This window comes from Microbacterium sp. 70-16, from assembly GCF_001898315.1.
Taxonomy (GTDB): Bacteria; Actinomycetota; Actinomycetes; order Actinomycetales; family Microbacteriaceae; genus Microbacterium.
Genome location: NZ_MKTQ01000008.1, coordinates 24,770 through 41,947 on the forward strand (window position 1 = coordinate 24,770; position 17,178 = coordinate 41,947).

Sequence of the window (17,178 nt, forward strand, 5' to 3'; positions counted from 1 at the left end):
ACGCCTCCGTAGCTCAGGGGATAGAGCGTTGGTTTCCGGTACCAAAGGTCGCAGGTTCGATTCCTGTCGGGGGCACAGTCGCGAAAGGGCCGTCCGCAAGGGCGGCCCTTTCGCATGAATGCGGCCGGATCATCCTCGCGGCTGATGCGGAGTCAACCTGCGGACCGATGTCGCCGGACGCGGGCATCCGTAGCGTCGAAGCATGGTCACCGCGAGCATCTCGTTTCCCGCTGCAGCACGCCCGACTGCGCGGCGCACTCCGCTGCGTGAGCGCGTGTCGGCGGGCGGTGCGGCGGTGCTGTCGATCGGCGGGACGATCGTCGCGATCGGGATCGCATTGCTCGGCCTGCTGGTCGTACCGATCGCGGCGGCGATCGTGTTCGGCCCGGCGCTGCTCGCGCAGTTCTGACCGATGGGGTGCTCCGACCCGGCTGGGGGCGTCAGTGCTCGCCGACGAGCTTGAGCCCCACGACGCAGCCGACGAGGCCTAGGATCAGCAGCATCTTCACGATCGAGAACTGCTCGTCGCCGGTGATCATCGCGTAGGCGACCGTCAGCGCCGCGCCGATGCCGACCCAGACCGCGTAGGCGGTGCCGGTGGAGATGTCGCGCATCGCCCAGGCGAGACCGCCCATGCTGGCGACGAGCGCGACACCGAACACGATCGTCGGCGCGACCTTCGTGAAGCCCTCGGAACGACCGAGCGCGGTGGCCCACACAGCTTCGAGCATGCCGGAAATGATGAGGATGACCCACGACATGGCGTGACCTTTCGGCCAGTCTTGTCGCTCACCGGGTACTGAACCGTCGTCCGGGGACCGGTTGGGGTCCGAGCGCAAGTGTAGCCGGGGTAGCTGGTCACCGGCTGGGTAGGCGGCGGCGAGGCTGGCGGCCCCTCGACAAGCTCGGGGGCCAGGGGCGCGTCAGCGGGCGGCGCGGCGGTAGGTGAGATCGCGGATGTCGCGGCCCTTCGCGAGACCCTTCCGCTCGAACGCCGTCATCGTGCGCCCCGTGAAGCGCGGCGCCCACTCGCCGTCGAAGGCGGGTGCGAAGTCCGCGGCATCCGCCATCACGTCACGCATCTGGAGGGCGTAGTCCTCCCAGTCGGTCGCAAGCCGCAGGACTCCGCCGTCGCGCAGCGCACGCGCCGCGAGCGGCGGGAACGCCGGTGCGACGAGCCGGCGCTTGTTGTGCTTCGCCTTGTGCCACGGGTCGGGGAAGAACACCCACAGCTCGTCGACGCTGGCCTCAGGCAGCAGGTGCTCGAGCACCTCGGGCGCGTTCGCCTCGACGAGGCGCAGGTTCCGGATGCCGGCACGATCGGCGTCGAGCATCGTGCGGGCCAGACCCGCGCGGAACACCTCGACGGCGAGGAAGTCGGTGTCGGGGGCCTCCCCCGCCGCGTGCACGATCGCGTGACCCTGGCCCGACCCGATCTCGACGACGAGCGGCGCTTCGCGTCCGTAGACGGCGACCGGGTCGATTGCTGTGCCGGGCAGGATGCTCGTGGCCGCGGCATCCCGCTCGACCTCGATCGCGTAGGACGGCGCGAGTTCGGTCCAGGCGCGCTCTTGCGCGTCGCTCATGCGGCCACTGCGCCGGACGAACGAGACCGGCTCGGTGCGAAAGCGCTTCTCGGCCGGGACGTCGGCGGGTTCGGCGGCGTCGGAGTGAGGCATCCCTCCAGGGTAGCGGCGCATAACTCAGGCAGAATCGCGCCGGCGGGTGGTATCGGGGCCTGGACGCCCGTTCTGCCTGAGTTATGCGCCGGCGGGGGCCAGGGTGGGCGCTGCGGCCCCTCGACAAGCTCGGCGGCCAGGGGCCAGGCCGGGGCCGGTGGCCAGCGCGGGCCAGGGCGGGGGTCAGTCGACGGTGACGAAGTCGATGAGCTCTTCGACGCGGCCGAGCAGGGCCGGGTCGAGGTCGCGATAGCTGTGCACGGCGCCGAGGATGCGCTGCCACGTGCGGGCGAGGTCGGCCTGGTCGCGCGCCGGCCAACCCAGCGCCCGGCTGACGCCGACCTTCCATTCGATGCCGCGCGGCACGTCGGGCCACGCCGCGATCCCGAGCGACGAGGGCAGCACGCACTGCCAGACATCGATGTGCGGATGCCCGACGATGCGCAGATGCGGCCCGTGCGGTCCGCGCAGCACCGCCTCGGCGATGCGCGACTCCTTCGACCCCGGCACGAGGTGGTCGACCAGCACGCCGTAGCGGCGGCCCGGCCCGGGCGGCTCATCGCGCAGCATGTCATCCAGAAGGTCGACACCCTGCAGGTACTCGACGACGACGCCCTCGGCGCGCAAGTCGTCGCCCCACACCTTCTCGACGAGCTCGGCGTCGTGCCGCCCCTCGACGAGGATGCGCGAGGCCCGCGCGACGCGAGCGCGCGCCTGCGGCGCGGCGAACGAGCCGGATGCCGTGCGCGCGGGCGCCGCCGCGGCGGCCTTCGGCGCGACAAGCTGCACGGCCCCGCCGTCGATCAGGAACCCGCCGCCGAGCGGGAACACGCGCCGCTTGCCGACGCGGTCTTCGAGTTCGACGGTGCCCGACTGCACGCGGGTCACGGCGCCACAGAAACTGTCGCCCGCGACCTCGACCACCAGGTCGCGCTCCGCCGCGACCTCGGGCACCGGGCGGCGCCCGGCGTCACGCCATCCCGCCGCCAGCACATCCCCGCCGTAGCGGTCGAATCCGTCGTTCATCGTCCCTCCGAAGCCGCGAGCCTAACCGGACGACCCCCGCAAGCCCCGCAGCGACGCTCGCTGCGACCGGACTCGGCAGATCCACAGGGCATGCCTTCCCCCTCGCCTATCGCCGCATACGCCGCGGGGCATAGACTCGCGAAGGGGGCGGATCGGCACCCCGAACGAGGAGGATCCACCGATGCGATTGCGATGGGCGCTGGCGCTCACGGCCACCGTTTCTCTCGTGCTCGCGCCGGTGTTGCCCGCCACCGCGTCGCTCCCCGCAACAGCGCCGGTGCCGCTCGGCAGCTCACGTGTCGTCGACCAGTCCGGAGTCCTCAGCACCGCCGACGAGCAGACGGTGCAGGATCGCTCCGTAGCGCTGTCGTCGTCGTCGAACGTCGACCTGTGGGTCGTCTACGTCGACGATTTCACCGATCCGGCCAGCGCCGCGGACTGGGCCAACGAGACGGCGACCGTCAACAACCTCGGCCCCAATCAGTACCTCCTCGCGATCGCGACCGAGGGGCGCGCGTACTACCTGTCCGGCGACTCGTCCGGCCCCGTCAGCGACGACCAGCTCACGGCGATCGAACAGCAGCGGATCGCACCGCAGCTGTCCGAGGAGAACTGGGTGGGCGCCGCCACCGCGGCCGCGGACGGGCTCGCGAGCGCCGTCGGCGGCGGCACCGGCGGTACCAGCGACGGTGGCGGCGGATTCGGAGGCATCCTGATCGTCGTCCTGATCCTCGCGGTCATCGGCGTCGTCATCTGGCTCATCATCCGCGCCCGCCGCAAGAAGGCGACGACGGCCGGCGGCACGACCACCCCGGTCGAGCAGATCCCGACCGCCGAACTCGCCCGCCGCGCGGCATCGGCGCTCGTCGCGACCGACGACGCCATCAAGACGAGCGAGCAGGAACTCGGCTTCGCGAAGGCGCAGTTCGGCGACGCCGCGGCGGCCGAGTTCGAGGCGACGCTTACGCAGGCCAAGGCCGATCTCGACAAGGCGTTCTCGCTGCAGCAGCAGCTCGACGACTCGACGCCCGACACCGAGCAGGACGTCCGCGCCTGGAACACCCAGATCCTCGAGCTGTGCACGCACGCCAACGAAGAGCTCGACGCGAAGGCCGCCGCATTCGACGAGCTGCGCAAGCTCGAGCAGAACGCCCCCGAGGCGCTCGCCCGCGTGCAAGAGCTCGCGACCACGGTCACCGCGGCGCAGGATGCCTCCGTGGCGAGGTTGACCACCCTGCAGTCGGGCTACGCGCCCGAGGCGCTCGTGACGGTCGCCGACAATCCACGCCAGGCGCAGGAGTTGCTCTCCTTCGCCGCCGAGCACCTGACCTCGGCCCAGCAGGCGATCGGCGCCGGTGACGGTTCGACGGCCGCCGTCGAGATCCGTGCGGGCGAAGACGCGGTGGGTCAGGCGAAGCTGTTGCAGGAGGCGATAGGGCGGCTCGCCGGCGAGCTCTCCGCCGCCGAGCAGCAGGCCGCCGCCCTCGTCGCCGACATCGAGAGCGACATCGCCGGCGCCAGCGCGCTGCCCGACAGTGACGGGCGGCTGGCGGGCGTCGTCGCGTCGACGCGTCAGCAGGTGGATGCCGCGAAGGCGCTGCTCGGCGCGACCGGCAAGCGCCCCGTCGTCGCCCTGCAGACGCTCGAGAAGGCCAACCACGAGATCGACACGCTCGTCGCGGGCGTCCGTGACGCACAGCAGCAGGCGGCGCGCGCAGCGCAGCAGCTGAACGCCGTCATCGTACAGGCGCAGGGCCAGGTCTCCGCCGCGGAGGACTTCATCACGTCGCGCCGCGGCGCGATCGGCGCCGACGCCCGCACCCGGCTCGCCGAGGCGGGATCCGCACTCGTGCAGGCAAGGCAGCTCGCCGCGGCCGATCCGGCGCAGGCACTGCACTACGCGCAGCGCGCCAACCAACTGGCATCCCAAGCCATCCAGTACGCCCAGAACGACGTCGGCGCCTTCACCGGCGGCGGCCTGTTCGGCGGCGGGAGTAACAGCGGCGGAGGCGGCAACGTCATGGGCGCCGTGCTCGGCGGCATCGTCATCAACTCGCTGCTGAACGGCGGCGGAGGTCGTGGCGGCGGCAGCCGCGGCGGTGGGTTCGGTGGCGGGTTCGGTGGCGGCGGCCGGTCCAGCGGCGGCGGCTTCGGCGGCGGTTCCCGTCCCGGCCCCGGCAGCTTCGGCGGAGGCGGCACCCGTTCTCGACGCGGCGGCGGCCGGTTCTGACTCCCGGGCATCCCTTCATCTTCAACTCATACGACGCAGAAACCTCCCGCTAGGAAAGGAAAGACCGATGGCAAAGCAGTCCATCTTCGGCCGTATCTCGACGCTCATGAAGGCGAACATCAACGCACTTCTGGACTCTGCCGAAGACCCGCAGAAGATGCTCGACCAGCTCGTCCGCGACTTCACCAACAACATCGCCGACGCCGAGTCGGCCGTCGCCGAGACGATCGGCAACCTGCGCCTGCTCGAGCGCGACCACGAGGAGGACGTGAAGGCTGCGGCCGAGTGGGGCAACAAGGCCCTCGCGGCGAGCCGCAAGGCCGACGAGCTGCGCACGGCCGGCAACACGACGGATGCCGACAAGTTCGACAACCTCGCCAAGATCGCGCTGCAGCGTCAGATCGGCGAAGAGAACGAGGCGAAGGCCATCGCTCCGTCGATCGAGGCGCAGACCGAGGTCGTCGACAAGCTCAAGGACGGCCTCAACGGCATGAAGCAGAAGCTCGAGCAGCTGAAGTCGAAGCGCGCCGAGCTGCTTGCCCGTTCGAAGTCGGCCGAGGCGCAGAACAAGGTGCACGACGCCGTCAAGTCGATCGACGTGCTCGACCCGACGAGCGAGCTCGGCCGGTTCGAGGACAAGGTCCGCCGCCAGGAGGCCCTTGCCGCCGGCAAGGCCGAGATCGCCGCTTCGTCGCTGGACGCGCAGTTCAACCAGCTCGAGGACGTCGGTGAGCTCACCGAGGTCGAGGCGCGTCTGGCTGCGCTGAAGACCGGCGGCATGCCCGCCGCCCCCGCCCTGGAGCAGTAACCCGCCCGGTTGCGACGTTTCGTCTCGCTTCGCTCGCTCAACGGCCGGGGGTCTCTTCTCCCCCCGGTCGTTGAGCGAGGGCGCGCCGCGCCCGAGACGAAACGCGCCGGCGCGACGCACCCCTGGTCGCCCCGCCCCGCAGGGCGCGCAAGGCCCGAGACGAAACGCGCCGCGCCGCGCGGTGAGAGAATGAACCATGACGCGCTTTTTCGTGGTGCCGCAGTGGCAGGGATCCCCCGCCGCGCGGGCGATGCACCTGATCGACGGCGCCGAGGCGATCGCGGGAGACCTCCCGCGCGCCGCGACGGTCCGCATCGACGTTCCCGTGGAGGCGGGTGAATCGCTCGACACGGGCATCCGTCGCTTCAGCGCCCTCACCCGCGTGCGCGATGCGCTGACGGATGCCCTGCAGGCAGGCGTCGCGGCGCACGGCACCGATGACCATTCGGTCGTGATCGGCGGCGACTGCGGCGTGGCCGTGCCCGCGATCGCGCACGCGGCAACCCATCACGAGACGCTCGCCGTCGTCTGGTTCGACGCGCACGGCGACCTCAACACTCCCGGCGGCTCGCCGTCCGGCGCGTTCTCGGGCATGGCGCTGCGCGCGGTGTTCGACGATCTGCCCCTCGCCGGCAGCGGCGCCGTGCCCGCAGAGCGCGTCGTCCTCGCCGGCGTGCGCGAGCTCGACACCCCCGAGCAGCAGCTCATCGACGAGGCAGAGCTCACGACCGTCGACGTCGACGTGCTGGCAGATCCCGCGGCGCTCGTCGAGGCCGTCGCCGCAACGGGCGCGACCGCCGTCTACCTGCACGTCGACCTCGACGTGCTCGACCCCGCCGCGATCACCGGCGTCGCCCTGCCCGTGCCGTTCGGGCTGTCGCTGGACGAACTGATCGCCGCGGTCAAGGCGGTGCGGGCACAGTTCCCGTTGGCGGGCGCCTCGATCGCGGGCTTCGCGCCGGCATCCCCTGTCGCCGCCGTCGATGACCTCGGAACGATCCTGCGCATCGTCGGGGCGCTCGCGTGATCGCACGCCCACCCGCCGGATGGCGGACGCGGGCGCAGCGCGCCGTCGCGCGCGGCGCGCAGCTCGACGCGTGGATCCCGGGCATCCTGCTCGATTCGCCCATCAGCCTCGTCGGGTACTGGTGGGGCACGACGATCGGCTGGGTCTGGGGCGGCCTGATGTCGACGGGGCGCGTGCAGCGCCGCGAGGGCCTGTGGGTGTTCACCGGCATGCCCGAGTGGGCCTTCGGCCGCGGCGGCGTGTGCGTGGGTGGTTGCTACCTGACCGGAACGGCCCTCGTCACCGCGGCGGTGCTGCGCCACGAAGCCGTGCACGCGCGCCAGTGGCGGCGCTACGGCTTCCTCATGCCGGTGCTGTACCTGCTCGCGGGGCGCAATCCGCTCACGAACCGGTTCGAGATCCTCGCCGGGCTCGAAGACGGCAACTACGTGCCGCGCCGCAGCTGACGCCGCGCGTTCGTGCTCAGGCAGCGGCCTCAGGCGGTGGCGAGTCCGAACCGCTCGGGCGTGTGCACGGCGGCCCCGTCGATGCCCAGCTTCTCGGTCAGGTGGTCGAAGATGTCGGCCGTGCCGAGGTAGCCGCCGAGCAGGTGGATGCGCGTCGCGCACGCCGCCGTGCCGTCGGTGCAGAGCATCTCGTCCGCCCACGCCGTGACGGCACGCGTGAGGGCCAGGCCCGGCGTGCAGGCGCGGCCGGTGCCGGGGTCACCGGTGCGCTGCGAGCGGTCGAGCCACGTGACGACCATGCGCGCGGGAACGCGCAGGTCGAAGACCCACGAGGCATCCGGCACTTCGATGAACACGCGACCGGTCGAGCAGATCGGCAGCGTCGCGACGAGCGTCTCGAGGTCGATCATCGAGGTCTCGTCGGCGGTGATGAGCTGCTGCACCCGCGCGTGCCGCGACGCCTTGCAGGCGATCGCGTCGTGTGCAACGGTGTGCTCGGTCAGCGCGGTCATGATGCGTCCAGTATACGCACCCATTAGGGGAGCCTTACCTACGTACTGCCTGACAGAACCCTCAGAAGGGTCACGGGCCGACGATCACGCGGCGCAGTTCGGTGAGCTCGTCGTCGGCGATGCCGTGGGCGCGCAGGTAGTCGGCGGGCGACCCGAACCGCGTCGCGAGGTCATCCAGCAGTCCCGTCATCACCGGTGCGGGCGAGCGCGTCGCGAGCTCTTCGAGATGCCGCGCCTCAGGGTGCAGGTGCCGCAGCCCCGCGACGACGCGGGCGGTGTGCGCGGCCGGCAGCAGCGTCTCGGTGCGGGCATAGTCGGCGACGACGGCCGAGCGGTCGACACCCGCCGCGGCGAGCATGATCGCCACCGTGACCCCCGTGCGGTCCTTGCCGACCGTGCAGTGCACGAGCACAGGCTGGTCGCCCAGCACGGCCCGCACGACCTCGGTGATCCGCGCCGACGAGTCGTCGACGAGGGCCCGATACATGGCCTCGAGCGAGATGTCCTCGGTGAAGAACGACGCGACCGAACCGAGGAACAGCGGAGCGCGCCGCACCTCGATGTCGAGGCCCTCGATCAGGCTCGGCTCGCGGACGACCTCGTCGTCGTCGCGCAGATCGACGATGCGACGGATGCCGAGCTCACGCAGGCCAGCCCTGCCCTCGTCGCCGAGGCGGGCGAGATTTCCCGAGCGGAACAGCACGCCGCTGCGCGTCACGCGGTCACCGGCGGGCAGTCCCCCGATGTCGCGGAAGTTCATCGCGCCGGGAACACCCGGCATCCCACTCATGCCTGATCGCCGGCGGCGCGCTCTCCGCGCCGCGGCAGCACAGGGTACCTCCCCGCGATCGTGATGCGGTTGAAGGCGTTGATCGAGACGAGCAACCAGCTCAGGGCGACATACTCCTGTTCAGTGAGGATGCCACCGACGTGGTCGTACACCTCGTCGGAGATGCCCTCTTCGTGGATGAAGACGTAGCTCTCGGCGAGTTCCAGCGCCGCGCGCTCGCGCGCCGTGAAGACGCCCGACTCACGCCACGTCGCGATCTGGGCGATCTCGTCGGCGGTCAGCCCGGCCGTGACCGCCCGGTCGACGTGGACGCGCACGCAGTACGCGCAGCCGTTGAGCTGCGAGGCGTGGATGAGGGCGATCTCCTTGAGACGGTCATCGATGCCGGCTTCGGCCGCGATTGTGCCGACGATCTGCGAGAAGTTCTCGAGCGCGTCGTAGGCCGGGCGAGCCGAGCGGGACAGGTGGACACGACGTTCGGCAGTCATGCCCTCAGCCTACGGCCGCGGGGCGCGGGTGGGCCTCCCCGCGCGGCGTGGGTGGGCCGCCCCGCGCGGCGCGGGTGGGCCGCGCGCGAAGTTGGCGCGAGTCGCGGGTATGGCGGCGGGGTAACCGCGTGTCGCGCCAACTTCAGGCATCCGCTCGCTCGCGCCCGCGCGCACCAGGGAAGCCCGCGCGCACCAGGGAAGAAGTGGGCGCGAGTCGCGGGTATCGCGGCGGGGTAGCCGCGTGTCGCGCCAACTTCAGGCATCCACCCGGGAGCGCTCGGTAGCGCACCGGTGCGAAGTTGGCGCGAGTCGCGGGTATGCCCGCGGGGTAACCGCGTGTTGCGCCAACTTCGCGACAGCGGGCAGCGCACCCGCGAGCCTGCGCGCCCGCACACGCCCGCGCAGCGCTCACTCCATGGGTGACAATGGCGGGATGGATGAGTTCTCCTTCCTCGCCGCGCAGGCCGCCGAGATCGGCGTTGCCGTGCCGCCCGTCCGCCGCCTGAACCACACGCTCGCGGATGGCCGCGTCGTCAGCGCGCTCGAGTACGGTGACGCCGCAACGGGTGCGTTCGGCGCGCCGGTCGTGACGCTCCTGCACGGTGCGGGCCTGAACGCCCACACGTGGGACACGACGATCCTCGCGCTCGGGCTGCCCGCGCTCAGCCTCGACCTGCCCGGCCACGGCGACTCGTCCTGGCGCGACGACGCGGCCTACGTCGGGCGCACCCTCGCCGCCGACATCGCAGACCCGATCACCGCATGGACGGATGCCTCACAGGTGCTCGTCGGGCAGTCGCTGGGCGGACTCACCGCGGCCGCGCTCGCGGCATCCCACCCCGAACTCGTGCGGGCACTGGTCATCGTCGACATCACTCCCGGGATCGACCCCGACGGCGACGCCGCGCAGATCGGCGCCTTCTTCGCGGGGCCCACCGACTGGGCATCCCGCGACGAACTCGTCGACCGTGCGCTGGCCTTCGGCCTCGGCGGAACGCGCGAGGCCGCGACCCGCGGCGTCTTCCTCAACTCGCGCGTGCGCGAGGACGGTCGCGTCGAGTGGAAGCACCATTTCGCTCACCTCGCGAACGCGCTCGCTGCGGATCCCGCCGCGGCGGGTGCCGCCCAGCAGCAGCGCAGCGCGGTGCGCGGCGCGCTGTCCGCGTCGGGATGGGACGACCTGGCTGCTGTCACCGCGCCGATCACCCTCGTCCGCGGCGATCGCGGCTTCGTCACCACCGCAGATGCGGATCTCTTCCGCGATCGCGTTCCCGACGCCACCCTCGTCGAGGTCTCGTCCGGGCACAACGTGCAGGAGGAGCAACCGGTCGCCCTCGCCGCGCTCGTCGCCGACATCGCCCGCTGACAGCCGCCCGACAGCCCGCTGATCGCCCGCTGATCGCCCGCTGACAGCCCACTGACAGTCCGCCCGACAGCCCGCCCGACGCCCGCCGACGCCCCGTAGCAGCCGTAACAATGATGACCGCCACATGACACAGGATGCCCGCCGCCGCACGGGGTGCACCTAGGCTGTTACGCGCACCCGAGTTCGCGGACGTGCGCGACAGCAACGATGCACGCCCGCCCTTGCGAGAGGACCATCCCCATATGCTTCGCCGCTCCACAGCTGTCGCCGCGATCCTCGCGGCCGGCGCTCTTCTGCTCAGCGCCTGCGGCAGCAGCGCTACGCCGTCGCCGACATCGACGGGCGGCGCAGCCGACCCCGACGCCTCGGTCGCCGTACGCCTCGTGCTCGAGCCGGGCAACCTCGACATCCGAGAGACGGCCGGCGCCTCGCTCGACCAGATCCTGATCGACAACATCTACCAGGGCCTCGTCTCGCGCACGCCCCAGCAAGACATCGTCGACGAGCTCGCCTCGAGCCACGAGATCTCCTCCGACGGCCTCACCTATACCTTCACCTTGCGCGAGGGCGTCACCTTCCACGACGGGCAGGAGCTCACGCCGGAAGACGTCGTCTGGTCGCTGACCCAGCTGAAGGAGAACGCCGGCTACGCCGAGTCGAACCGGCTCGCGAACGTCTCGTCCATCACCGCCGATGGCCAAGACATCATCCTGACGCTCAGCGCACCCGACTCGACGCTGCTGTGGAACCTGACCGGCCGCGCCGGACTCGTCTTCAAGGAAGGCGACACGATCGACCGCAAGACCGCCGCCAACGGCACGGGCCCCTTCCGTCTCACCGACTGGAAGAAGGGCGCCTCGATCACGTTCGAGCGCAACGACGATTACTGGGGCGATGCCCCCAAGGTCGCCGAGGTCGTCTTCGATTACATCCCCGAGACCCAGGCCGCCCTCAACGGCGCGCTGGCCGGTGAGCTCGATGTCGTCACCGGCTTCGACGCGAACCTGAAGGACCAGCTGGAGGCGAACGGCGACTTCGCGCTCGTGCTCGGCCAGTCCACCGACAAGGGCACGCTCGCGATGAACTCCACGAAGGGCGCGCTGGCCGACAAGCGCGTGCGCCAGGCGATCCGCCAGGCGATCGACAAGCAGTCGATCGTCGAGGCGCTCGGCGCCGGTCAGACCCAGTTCGGCCCGATCCCCGAGCTCGACCCCGGATACGAAGACCTCGAGTCGACGGCTCCGTATGATCCGGATGCCGCCAAGCAGCTCCTCGCCGACGCGGGCGTCAGCGACCTGACGCTCACGCTGACGCTCTACAGCGGCTACGGCACGACGGTTTCGCAGATCCTCGTCTCCAATCTCAACGACGTCGGCATCACACTGAAGGTCAACGCGGTGGAGTTCCCGACCTGGCTCAGCGACGTCTACACGAACAAGAACCCGGACGAGAACCCGACGGTCTACATGAACGACGGCTGGGACCTCAGCTTCGTGCTGCACACTGAGGCGCGCGACTTCGAGAACTGGGCGAACCCCAACTACTACTTCACGTACAACAATGCCGAAGTGCAGGACCTGTACGCGCAGTCGGTCGCCGCGACCGACCCGAGCACCGCAGCCGACCTGCTGGCTCAGGCGGCCCGCATCGTCGCCGAGGATCAGGCTGCCGACTGGCTGTACAACGGGGCATCCGTCGTCGGCGTCGCCACGAACGTCACCGGATTCCCGTCGATCAACGTGAACGAGCGCATCAACCTCGCCGATCTGGCCAAGAGCCAGTAGCCCGGTGCTCCGCTACGCACTGACCCGACTCGCCCTGCTGGTGCTGGGCCTGTTCGTCGCCAGTGCGCTCATCTTCCTCACCCTGCGGGTTCTTCCCGGCGATGTGGCACAGCTCATCGCCGGGATGAACTCGACCCCCGCACAGCTCGCGGCGATCCGCGAACGGCTGGGTCTGAACGAGCCGCTGCTCGTGCAGTACGGTGCGTGGCTCGGAGGCATCCTGCACGGCGACCTCGGCACCTCGCTGCTGACCGGAGCGCCTGTCGTCGACGAGCTCGTGCAGAAGGGCGAGGTCACGATCCCGCTCGGGATCATGGCGATGATCGTCGCGATGCTCATCGCCCTGCCGTTCGGCGTGATCTCGGCCATGCGCCGCGGGCGCGCCGACGGCACGGCGCTCAACGTCGGCGCCCAGGCGATCGCCGCCGTGCCCGTCGTGTGGGCGGGCATGATGCTCGTGCTCGTGTTCGCCGTGTGGCTCGGCTGGCTGCCCGCGCAGGGCTTCCCGCGCGGCGGGTGGTCTGACCCGGGCGCCGCCGTGCGCGCCCTGCTGCTGCCCGCCATCACGATCGGCGTGATCGAGGGTGCCATGCTGATGCGTTTCGTGCGATCGGCGACGCTGCAGGCGACCGGCGAGGACTTCGTCCGCACGGCCGCCGCGAAGGGGCTGACGCGCGATCAGGCGCTCGTGCGGCACGGGCTGCCGACCGTGGGACTGTCGATCATCACCGTGCTGGGCCTGCAGGTGGCAGGCATCATCGTCGGCGCCGTCGTCATCGAGCAGCTGTTCAGCCTGCCCGGCATCGGGCGCATGCTCGTCGCCGACGTCGGCAACCGCGACCTGCCGAAGGTGCAGGGCGAGCTGCTTGTGCTCACCGGCTTCGTGCTGCTGGTCGGCTTCGTCGTCGACCTCGTGCACCGGGCGATCGACCCGCGGCTGAGGGAGGCGGAATGACCCACCCCGAGCAGGCCCCGACCCCGTCACGGCTCGCCTGGCTGCACCGACTGTGGAGCCTGTCGACCGGCCGCTTCGGCGTCATCGTCGTCCTCGCCGTCGGCGTGACCGCGCTCATCGCCCGGTTCTGGACGCCGTTCGACCCGCAGCGCGTCGACGTCGCGAACCGGTGGGCGAGCCCCGGCATCCCACATCTGCTGGGTACCGACGGGTCGGGTCGCGACATCCTGAGCCTGCTGATGGCGGGCGCCCGCACGACCGTCTGGGTGGCGCTCGGCGCGGGCCTGGTCGCGACGCTGCTCGGACTCGCACTCGCGGCGCTTGGTGCGCTGACGGCGCGGTGGGTGCGCGAGAGCGTCGCGGTGCTCGTCGACATCCTGGTCGCCTTCCCCGTGCTGCTGATCGCCATGATGATCTCGTCGGTGTGGGGCGGGTCGCTGTGGGTCGTCATCGTGTCGGTCGGCATCGGCTTCGGCGTCAACATCGCCCGGGTGACCAGGCCTGAACTGCGCCGTGTGCTGCGCAGCGATTTCGTGCTGGCGGGCCGGGCGGCGGGCCTCACGACCTTCCAAAACCTGTGGCGGCATCTGCTGCCCAACGTCGCGCCGGTGTTCATCGTGCAGCTGTCGTGGGGCATGGCCGTCGCCGTGCTCGCCGAGGCGGGCCTGAGCTACCTCGGCTTCGGTGCGCCGCTGACCGAACCCAGCTGGGGACTGCTGCTGAAAGACCTGCAGACCTACATCTCGGTGCATCCGCTCACCGTCATCTGGCCGGGGCTCGCGATCACCTTCACCGTACTGGGACTGAACCTGCTCGGTGACGCCCTGCGTGAAGCGACCGACCCGACCCTCGCGCGGCGGCGCAGCGGCGCCGAATCGCACACGCCGGCGGTGATCGCATGAGCCTCGACGTCCAGGGCCTCGAAGTCCAAGATCTCAGGGTGCTGCTCGATGGCCGCCCCGTCGTCGACGGTGTGTCGTTCGATGTTCCGGACGGCGCACGCGTAGGCCTGATCGGCGAGTCGGGCTCGGGAAAGTCGCTGACCGCGCTGGCTCTGCTGGGACTGTTGCCCGAAGGCGCGACGGTCAGCGGTAGCGTGCGCTGGCACGGGCAGGAACTGATCGGGATGCCCGACCGTGCGCTCGCCGAGCTGCGCGGTGACGAGATCGGGATCGTGTTCCAAGAGCCCCGCACGGCCCTCAACCCGATCCGAACCGTCGGGCGGCAGATTGCCGAGTCGATCCGGATCCACGAGCGCATCGGTCGCCGCGAGGCCGCCGCCCGCGCGATCGAGGAGGCGGCTCGCGTGCACCTGCCCGACCCCGAGCAGATCGTGCGGCGCTACCCGCACCAACTCTCCGGCGGGCAGCGCCAGCGCGTCGCGATCGCGATGGCGCTCGCGTGCCGCCCGCGGCTGCTGATCGCCGACGAGCCGACGACGGCCCTCGACGTGACGATCCAGGCCGACATCCTCGAGCTGCTGAACGGCCTCGTCGAGCGCGACGGGATGTCACTCATCTTCATCACGCACGACCTCGCCGTGCTGTCGCAGGTTGCGACCGACGCCGTCGTGCTCGAGGACGGTCACGTCGTCGAGCAGGGGCCGCTGTCGCGTCTGCTCACGGCACCGGCATCCCCTGTCACACGGGGTCTGCTGCGTGACGCGACCGCGACGCTGTGGAAGCCGGGAGGACGCGCATGACGGATCACCCGGTCGGTGTCGACGACACGCTGCTGCGCGGCCGCGGGCTGACCCGGCGCTTTCCGCAGGCGGCGCGGGCGGCGTTCCAGCGGACGCGCTGGACGACCGCGCTCGACGACGCCGACGTCGACATCCGCGCCGGTTCCGCCGTCGGGATCATCGGCGAGTCGGGCTCGGGCAAGTCGACGCTCATCCGCATCCTGTTGGGGCTGGATGCCCCGACCGCCGGCACCGTCGAGTTCGACGGACACCCGGTCGACGCCCGCGCGGGCGCACGGTCGCTGCACTGGTTGCGGCGGGCGACGGGCATCGTCTTCCAGGACCCGTACGCCTCGCTCGACCCCCGGATGAGCGTCGGCCGAATCGTCGCCGAGCCGCTCTGGGCGCTCGGCATCGCGGGCGACCGCCGCGCACGCGTCCGCGAGGTGCTCGAAGATGTCGGCCTCGAGGCCGAGATGGCGAGCCGCTACCCGCACGAGTTCTCGGGCGGGCAGCGCCAGCGCATCGCCCTGGCGCGCGCGATCGCGCACCGGCCGCGCCTGCTCGTCGGCGACGAGCCGCTGTCGGCGCTCGATGTCACCGTCCGCGCGCAGATCCTCGAGCTGCTGCGCGAGCTGCGGGTCACGCAGAGCCTCACCCTCGTGATGGTCTCGCACGACATCGGCGTCGTGCAGAGCCTGTGCGACGAGGTCATCGTCATGAAGGACGGCCGCATCGTCGAAGAGGGGCCGACCGAGAAGGTGCTGCTGGCGCCGCAGGTCGCCTACACGCGCCGACTGCTGGCCTCGATCCCCGTCATCGCGACGCCGCACGGCTGAACCACGCTGCGGCTCTGCTGGGCTTCATCGCGGGTTCACCGGGTCGTCCCAGGCCCGGAGTAGGGTGACCGGCATGCACGCGATCATCCCGCCGTACCTGCTCGCGCGGCTCGCCAGCACCGAGGCTCCGCACCTCGCGCGCGCCGCCGAGGCAGCCCGCGCGACGCTCGCGCTCCCCCGCGTGCACCACGAGGCGCGCGCGAACCTCGACGTGTCGGTCGAGGGCGACGCGCTCGTCGTGACGGGCTCTCCCGCGCCGGACCGGGTGATCTCCGACGCGCAGCACCACGAGCGACTGCCGGGTGTGCGCGTGCGCGGCGAGGACGACGCAGCGACGGGCGATGTCGCCGCCGACGAGGCGTTCGACGGCCTCGGCGAGACGTTCGACTTCCTGTGGGGCGCCTTCCACCGGGCATCCCTCGATGGCTCCGGCGGCACGCTTGCGGCCACGGTCCACTACGGCGACCGGTACGACAACGCGTTCTGGAACGGCGAGCGCATGGTGTTCGGCGACGGCGACGGTGAGGTGTTCACGGGGTTCACCGGGTCGATCAGCGTCATCGCGCACGAGCTCGGGCACGGCGTCGTCGAGTTCTCCGGCGGCCTCGAGTACAGCGGCCAGCCCGGCGCCCTCAACGAGTCGATCGCCGACGTGTTCGGCGCGCTCACCGAGCAGCACCTGCACGGGCAGACCGCGGCCGAGGCATCCTGGCTGATCGGTGCGGGCATCTTCACGGATGCCGTGCAGGGTGTCGCCCTGCGATCGATGAGCGCACCGGGCACCGCGTACGACGATGACGTGCTCGGCCGCGACCCGCAGCCGTCGCACATGCGTGATTTCGTCGTCACGACGAGCGACAACGGCGGCGTGCACATCAACTCGGGCATCCCCAACAAGGCGTTCCACCTGGTCGCGACCGCTCTCGGCGGTCACGCGTGGGAGCGCGCCGGGCGCATCTGGTACCTCACCGCGACGGGCGGATCACTCAGCCACACCGCCGATTTCGCCGCGTTCGCGTCCGCGACGGCGGCGACCGCCGCGGCGGAGTACGGTGAGGACTCGGAGGAGGCCGCCGCCGTCCGCACCGCGTGGGACGCGGTCGGCGTGATCACGAGTGACGCACGATCCTGAGTCCGAGAACGACGAGCAGCTCGTCGCGGTGACCGTCGTGCGCTCGGGCGGGTTCGCCGGGGTCACGCGGCGGTGGGCCGTCACGGCGGCGCCGCCCGAGGCCGAGCACTGGGTCATCCTCGTCGAGGACTGCCCGTGGGACGACTGCGGGCGCGCCGCGACGGCGCCCGGGGCTGAGGCCGCGCGCACGGCCGGGGCCGACAGGTTCTCGTGGGAGCTGCACGCCGTGCTGCCCGATGTCGACCGGCGCGCCGAGCTGAGCGAGACCGAGGCATCCGGCCCCTGGCGCACGCTCATCGACGCCGTGCGCGAAGCGTCCGCGGCCACGCCTGCGCCTGGCACCACGGCGCCGCCCGCCGCTCCACCGGCCGCGCCCGCCCCCGAAGCCACAGCCCACCCGCAGTCGGAGAAGTAG

At 71.2% G+C, this 17,178-nt stretch carries 19 protein-coding genes, 1 tRNA gene and 1 riboswitch; of the genes, 14 read left to right on the forward strand and 6 right to left on the reverse strand.

Going from position 1 to position 17,178, the window contains the following annotated elements:
- The first annotated feature begins 2 nt into the window (after positions 1–2).
- Together BGO46_RS00640 and BGO46_RS00645 are read left to right on the forward strand one after the other, a co-directional pair.
- Positions 3–75, forward strand: a tRNA-Arg gene (locus BGO46_RS00640).
- A 127-nt stretch (positions 76–202) separates the two neighbouring features.
- A complete protein-coding gene (locus tag BGO46_RS00645; protein ID WP_292674748.1) occupies positions 203–409 on the forward strand; it encodes a hypothetical protein in 207 nt (68 codons plus the stop codon).
- Between the two features lie 31 nt (positions 410–440).
- On the opposite strand, the gene BGO46_RS00650 is transcribed toward BGO46_RS00645, so the two are convergent.
- The 3 genes from BGO46_RS00650 to BGO46_RS00660 form a co-directional block, all read right to left on the reverse strand.
- Positions 441–761 carry a multidrug efflux SMR transporter gene (locus BGO46_RS00650; RefSeq protein WP_292674745.1) on the reverse strand — a complete coding sequence of 107 codons (321 nt, stop codon included), beginning with the start codon at positions 759–761 and terminating at the stop codon, positions 441–443.
- Between the two features lie 10 nt (positions 762–771).
- Positions 772–835, reverse strand: a riboswitch (guanidine-III (ykkC-III) riboswitch).
- 88 nt (positions 836–923) lie between these two features.
- A complete protein-coding gene (gene trmB, locus BGO46_RS00655; RefSeq protein ID WP_292674742.1) occupies positions 924–1,679 on the reverse strand; it encodes a tRNA (guanosine(46)-N7)-methyltransferase TrmB in 756 nt (251 codons plus the stop codon).
- A gap of 183 nt (positions 1,680–1,862) precedes the next feature.
- Positions 1,863–2,705 carry a DUF3097 family protein gene (locus BGO46_RS00660; RefSeq protein ID WP_292674741.1) on the reverse strand — a complete coding sequence of 281 codons (843 nt, stop codon included), beginning with the start codon at positions 2,703–2,705 and terminating at the stop codon, positions 1,863–1,865.
- A 181-nt stretch (positions 2,706–2,886) separates the two neighbouring features.
- Between BGO46_RS00660 and BGO46_RS00665 the strand changes: the two genes are divergently transcribed.
- The 4 genes from BGO46_RS00665 to BGO46_RS00680 all read left to right on the forward strand — a co-directional run bounded on the left by BGO46_RS00665 (position 2,887) and on the right by BGO46_RS00680 (position 7,216).
- The gene (locus BGO46_RS00665) at positions 2,887–4,935 is read left to right on the forward strand and encodes a TPM domain-containing protein (protein WP_292674738.1); all 2,049 of its coding nucleotides are present in this window, start codon (positions 2,887–2,889) and stop codon (positions 4,933–4,935) included.
- 67 nt (positions 4,936–5,002) lie between these two features.
- The gene (locus tag BGO46_RS00670) at positions 5,003–5,743 is read left to right on the forward strand and encodes a PspA/IM30 family protein (protein WP_292674735.1); all 741 of its coding nucleotides are present in this window, start codon (positions 5,003–5,005) and stop codon (positions 5,741–5,743) included.
- A gap of 196 nt (positions 5,744–5,939) precedes the next feature.
- Positions 5,940–6,770 carry an arginase family protein gene (locus tag BGO46_RS00675; protein WP_292674732.1) on the forward strand — a complete coding sequence of 277 codons (831 nt, stop codon included), beginning with the start codon at positions 5,940–5,942 and terminating at the stop codon, positions 6,768–6,770.
- Entirely contained in the window at positions 6,767–7,216 is a 450-nt protein-coding gene (locus tag BGO46_RS00680; protein WP_292674729.1) for a Fe-S oxidoreductase, read from the forward strand. The genes BGO46_RS00675 and BGO46_RS00680 overlap by 4 nt, the downstream gene beginning before the upstream one ends.
- Before the next feature lie 29 nt (positions 7,217–7,245).
- Here the strand turns inward: BGO46_RS00680 and BGO46_RS00685 are convergent, their stop codons facing one another.
- From BGO46_RS00685 to BGO46_RS00695, 3 genes are all read right to left on the reverse strand, one after another.
- Positions 7,246–7,728, reverse strand: a complete 483-nt coding sequence (locus BGO46_RS00685; protein WP_292674726.1) for an SIP domain-containing protein — start codon at positions 7,726–7,728, stop codon at positions 7,246–7,248.
- 70 nt (positions 7,729–7,798) lie between these two features.
- Positions 7,799–8,518 (reverse strand): tyrosine-protein phosphatase, encoded by a 720-nt coding sequence (locus tag BGO46_RS00690; protein ID WP_366246771.1) that lies wholly within the window; start codon positions 8,516–8,518, stop codon positions 7,799–7,801.
- Positions 8,515–9,006, reverse strand: a complete 492-nt coding sequence (locus tag BGO46_RS00695) for a carboxymuconolactone decarboxylase family protein (protein ID WP_292674724.1) — start codon at positions 9,004–9,006, stop codon at positions 8,515–8,517. The genes BGO46_RS00690 and BGO46_RS00695 overlap by 4 nt, the downstream gene beginning before the upstream one ends.
- 433 nt (positions 9,007–9,439) lie before the next feature.
- Here BGO46_RS00695 and BGO46_RS00700 point away from each other — a divergent pair, with 433 nt between their 5' ends.
- The 8 genes from BGO46_RS00700 to BGO46_RS00735 all read left to right on the forward strand — a co-directional run bounded on the left by BGO46_RS00700 (position 9,440) and on the right by BGO46_RS00735 (position 17,178).
- On the forward strand, positions 9,440–10,372 hold the full coding sequence (locus BGO46_RS00700; RefSeq protein ID WP_292674721.1) for an alpha/beta hydrolase: 933 nt from the start codon (positions 9,440–9,442) through the stop codon (positions 10,370–10,372).
- Positions 10,373–10,614: 242 nt separating this feature from the next.
- Positions 10,615–12,156, forward strand: a complete 1,542-nt coding sequence (locus BGO46_RS00705) for an ABC transporter substrate-binding protein (RefSeq protein WP_292674719.1) — start codon at positions 10,615–10,617, stop codon at positions 12,154–12,156.
- Between the two features lie 4 nt (positions 12,157–12,160).
- Entirely contained in the window at positions 12,161–13,111 is a 951-nt protein-coding gene (locus BGO46_RS00710) for an ABC transporter permease (RefSeq protein ID WP_292674716.1), read from the forward strand.
- Positions 13,108–14,013 (forward strand): ABC transporter permease, encoded by a 906-nt coding sequence (locus BGO46_RS00715; RefSeq protein ID WP_292674713.1) that lies wholly within the window; start codon positions 13,108–13,110, stop codon positions 14,011–14,013. Before BGO46_RS00710 ends, BGO46_RS00715 begins: the two co-directional genes overlap by 4 nt.
- Complete coding sequence (locus BGO46_RS00720; RefSeq protein WP_292674711.1) at positions 14,010–14,813, forward strand: ABC transporter ATP-binding protein; 804 nt, start codon at positions 14,010–14,012, stop codon at positions 14,811–14,813. Before BGO46_RS00715 ends, BGO46_RS00720 begins: the two co-directional genes overlap by 4 nt.
- Entirely contained in the window at positions 14,810–15,631 is an 822-nt protein-coding gene (locus BGO46_RS00725) for an ATP-binding cassette domain-containing protein (RefSeq protein WP_292674708.1), read from the forward strand. Before BGO46_RS00720 ends, BGO46_RS00725 begins: the two co-directional genes overlap by 4 nt.
- A 73-nt stretch (positions 15,632–15,704) precedes the next feature.
- Positions 15,705–16,763, forward strand: coding sequence for a M4 family metallopeptidase (locus BGO46_RS00730; RefSeq protein WP_292674704.1), 1,059 nt, complete (start codon positions 15,705–15,707; stop codon positions 16,761–16,763).
- Positions 16,747–17,178 (forward strand): protealysin inhibitor emfourin, encoded by a 432-nt coding sequence (locus BGO46_RS00735; RefSeq protein ID WP_292674702.1) that lies wholly within the window; start codon positions 16,747–16,749, stop codon positions 17,176–17,178. Before BGO46_RS00730 ends, BGO46_RS00735 begins: the two co-directional genes overlap by 17 nt.

Bases quoted from the DNA above. Each gene is read 5' to 3' on its own strand.
- BGO46_RS00645 (WP_292674748.1), top strand. From the start codon at position 203: ATGGTCACCGCGAGCATCTCGTTTCCCGCTGCAGCACGCCCGACTGCG.
- BGO46_RS00650 (WP_292674745.1), bottom strand. From the start codon at position 761: ATGTCGTGGGTCATCCTCATCATTTCCGGCATGCTCGAAGCTGTGTGG.
- trmB (WP_292674742.1), bottom strand. From the start codon at position 1,679: ATGCCTCACTCCGACGCCGCCGAACCCGCCGACGTCCCGGCCGAGAAG.
- BGO46_RS00660 (WP_292674741.1), bottom strand. From the start codon at position 2,705: ATGAACGACGGATTCGACCGCTACGGCGGGGATGTGCTGGCGGCGGGA.
- BGO46_RS00665 (WP_292674738.1), top strand. From the start codon at position 2,887: ATGCGATTGCGATGGGCGCTGGCGCTCACGGCCACCGTTTCTCTCGTG.
- BGO46_RS00670 (WP_292674735.1), top strand. From the start codon at position 5,003: ATGGCAAAGCAGTCCATCTTCGGCCGTATCTCGACGCTCATGAAGGCG.
- BGO46_RS00675 (WP_292674732.1), top strand. From the start codon at position 5,940: ATGACGCGCTTTTTCGTGGTGCCGCAGTGGCAGGGATCCCCCGCCGCG.
- BGO46_RS00685 (WP_292674726.1), bottom strand. From the start codon at position 7,728: ATGACCGCGCTGACCGAGCACACCGTTGCACACGACGCGATCGCCTGC.
- BGO46_RS00690 (WP_366246771.1), bottom strand. From the start codon at position 8,518: ATGAGTGGGATGCCGGGTGTTCCCGGCGCGATGAACTTCCGCGACATC.
- BGO46_RS00695 (WP_292674724.1), bottom strand. From the start codon at position 9,006: ATGACTGCCGAACGTCGTGTCCACCTGTCCCGCTCGGCTCGCCCGGCC.
- BGO46_RS00700 (WP_292674721.1), top strand. From the start codon at position 9,440: ATGGATGAGTTCTCCTTCCTCGCCGCGCAGGCCGCCGAGATCGGCGTT.
- BGO46_RS00705 (WP_292674719.1), top strand. From the start codon at position 10,615: ATGCTTCGCCGCTCCACAGCTGTCGCCGCGATCCTCGCGGCCGGCGCT.
- BGO46_RS00715 (WP_292674713.1), top strand. From the start codon at position 13,108: ATGACCCACCCCGAGCAGGCCCCGACCCCGTCACGGCTCGCCTGGCTG.
- BGO46_RS00720 (WP_292674711.1), top strand. From the start codon at position 14,010: ATGAGCCTCGACGTCCAGGGCCTCGAAGTCCAAGATCTCAGGGTGCTG.
- BGO46_RS00725 (WP_292674708.1), top strand. From the start codon at position 14,810: ATGACGGATCACCCGGTCGGTGTCGACGACACGCTGCTGCGCGGCCGC.
- BGO46_RS00730 (WP_292674704.1), top strand. From the start codon at position 15,705: ATGCACGCGATCATCCCGCCGTACCTGCTCGCGCGGCTCGCCAGCACC.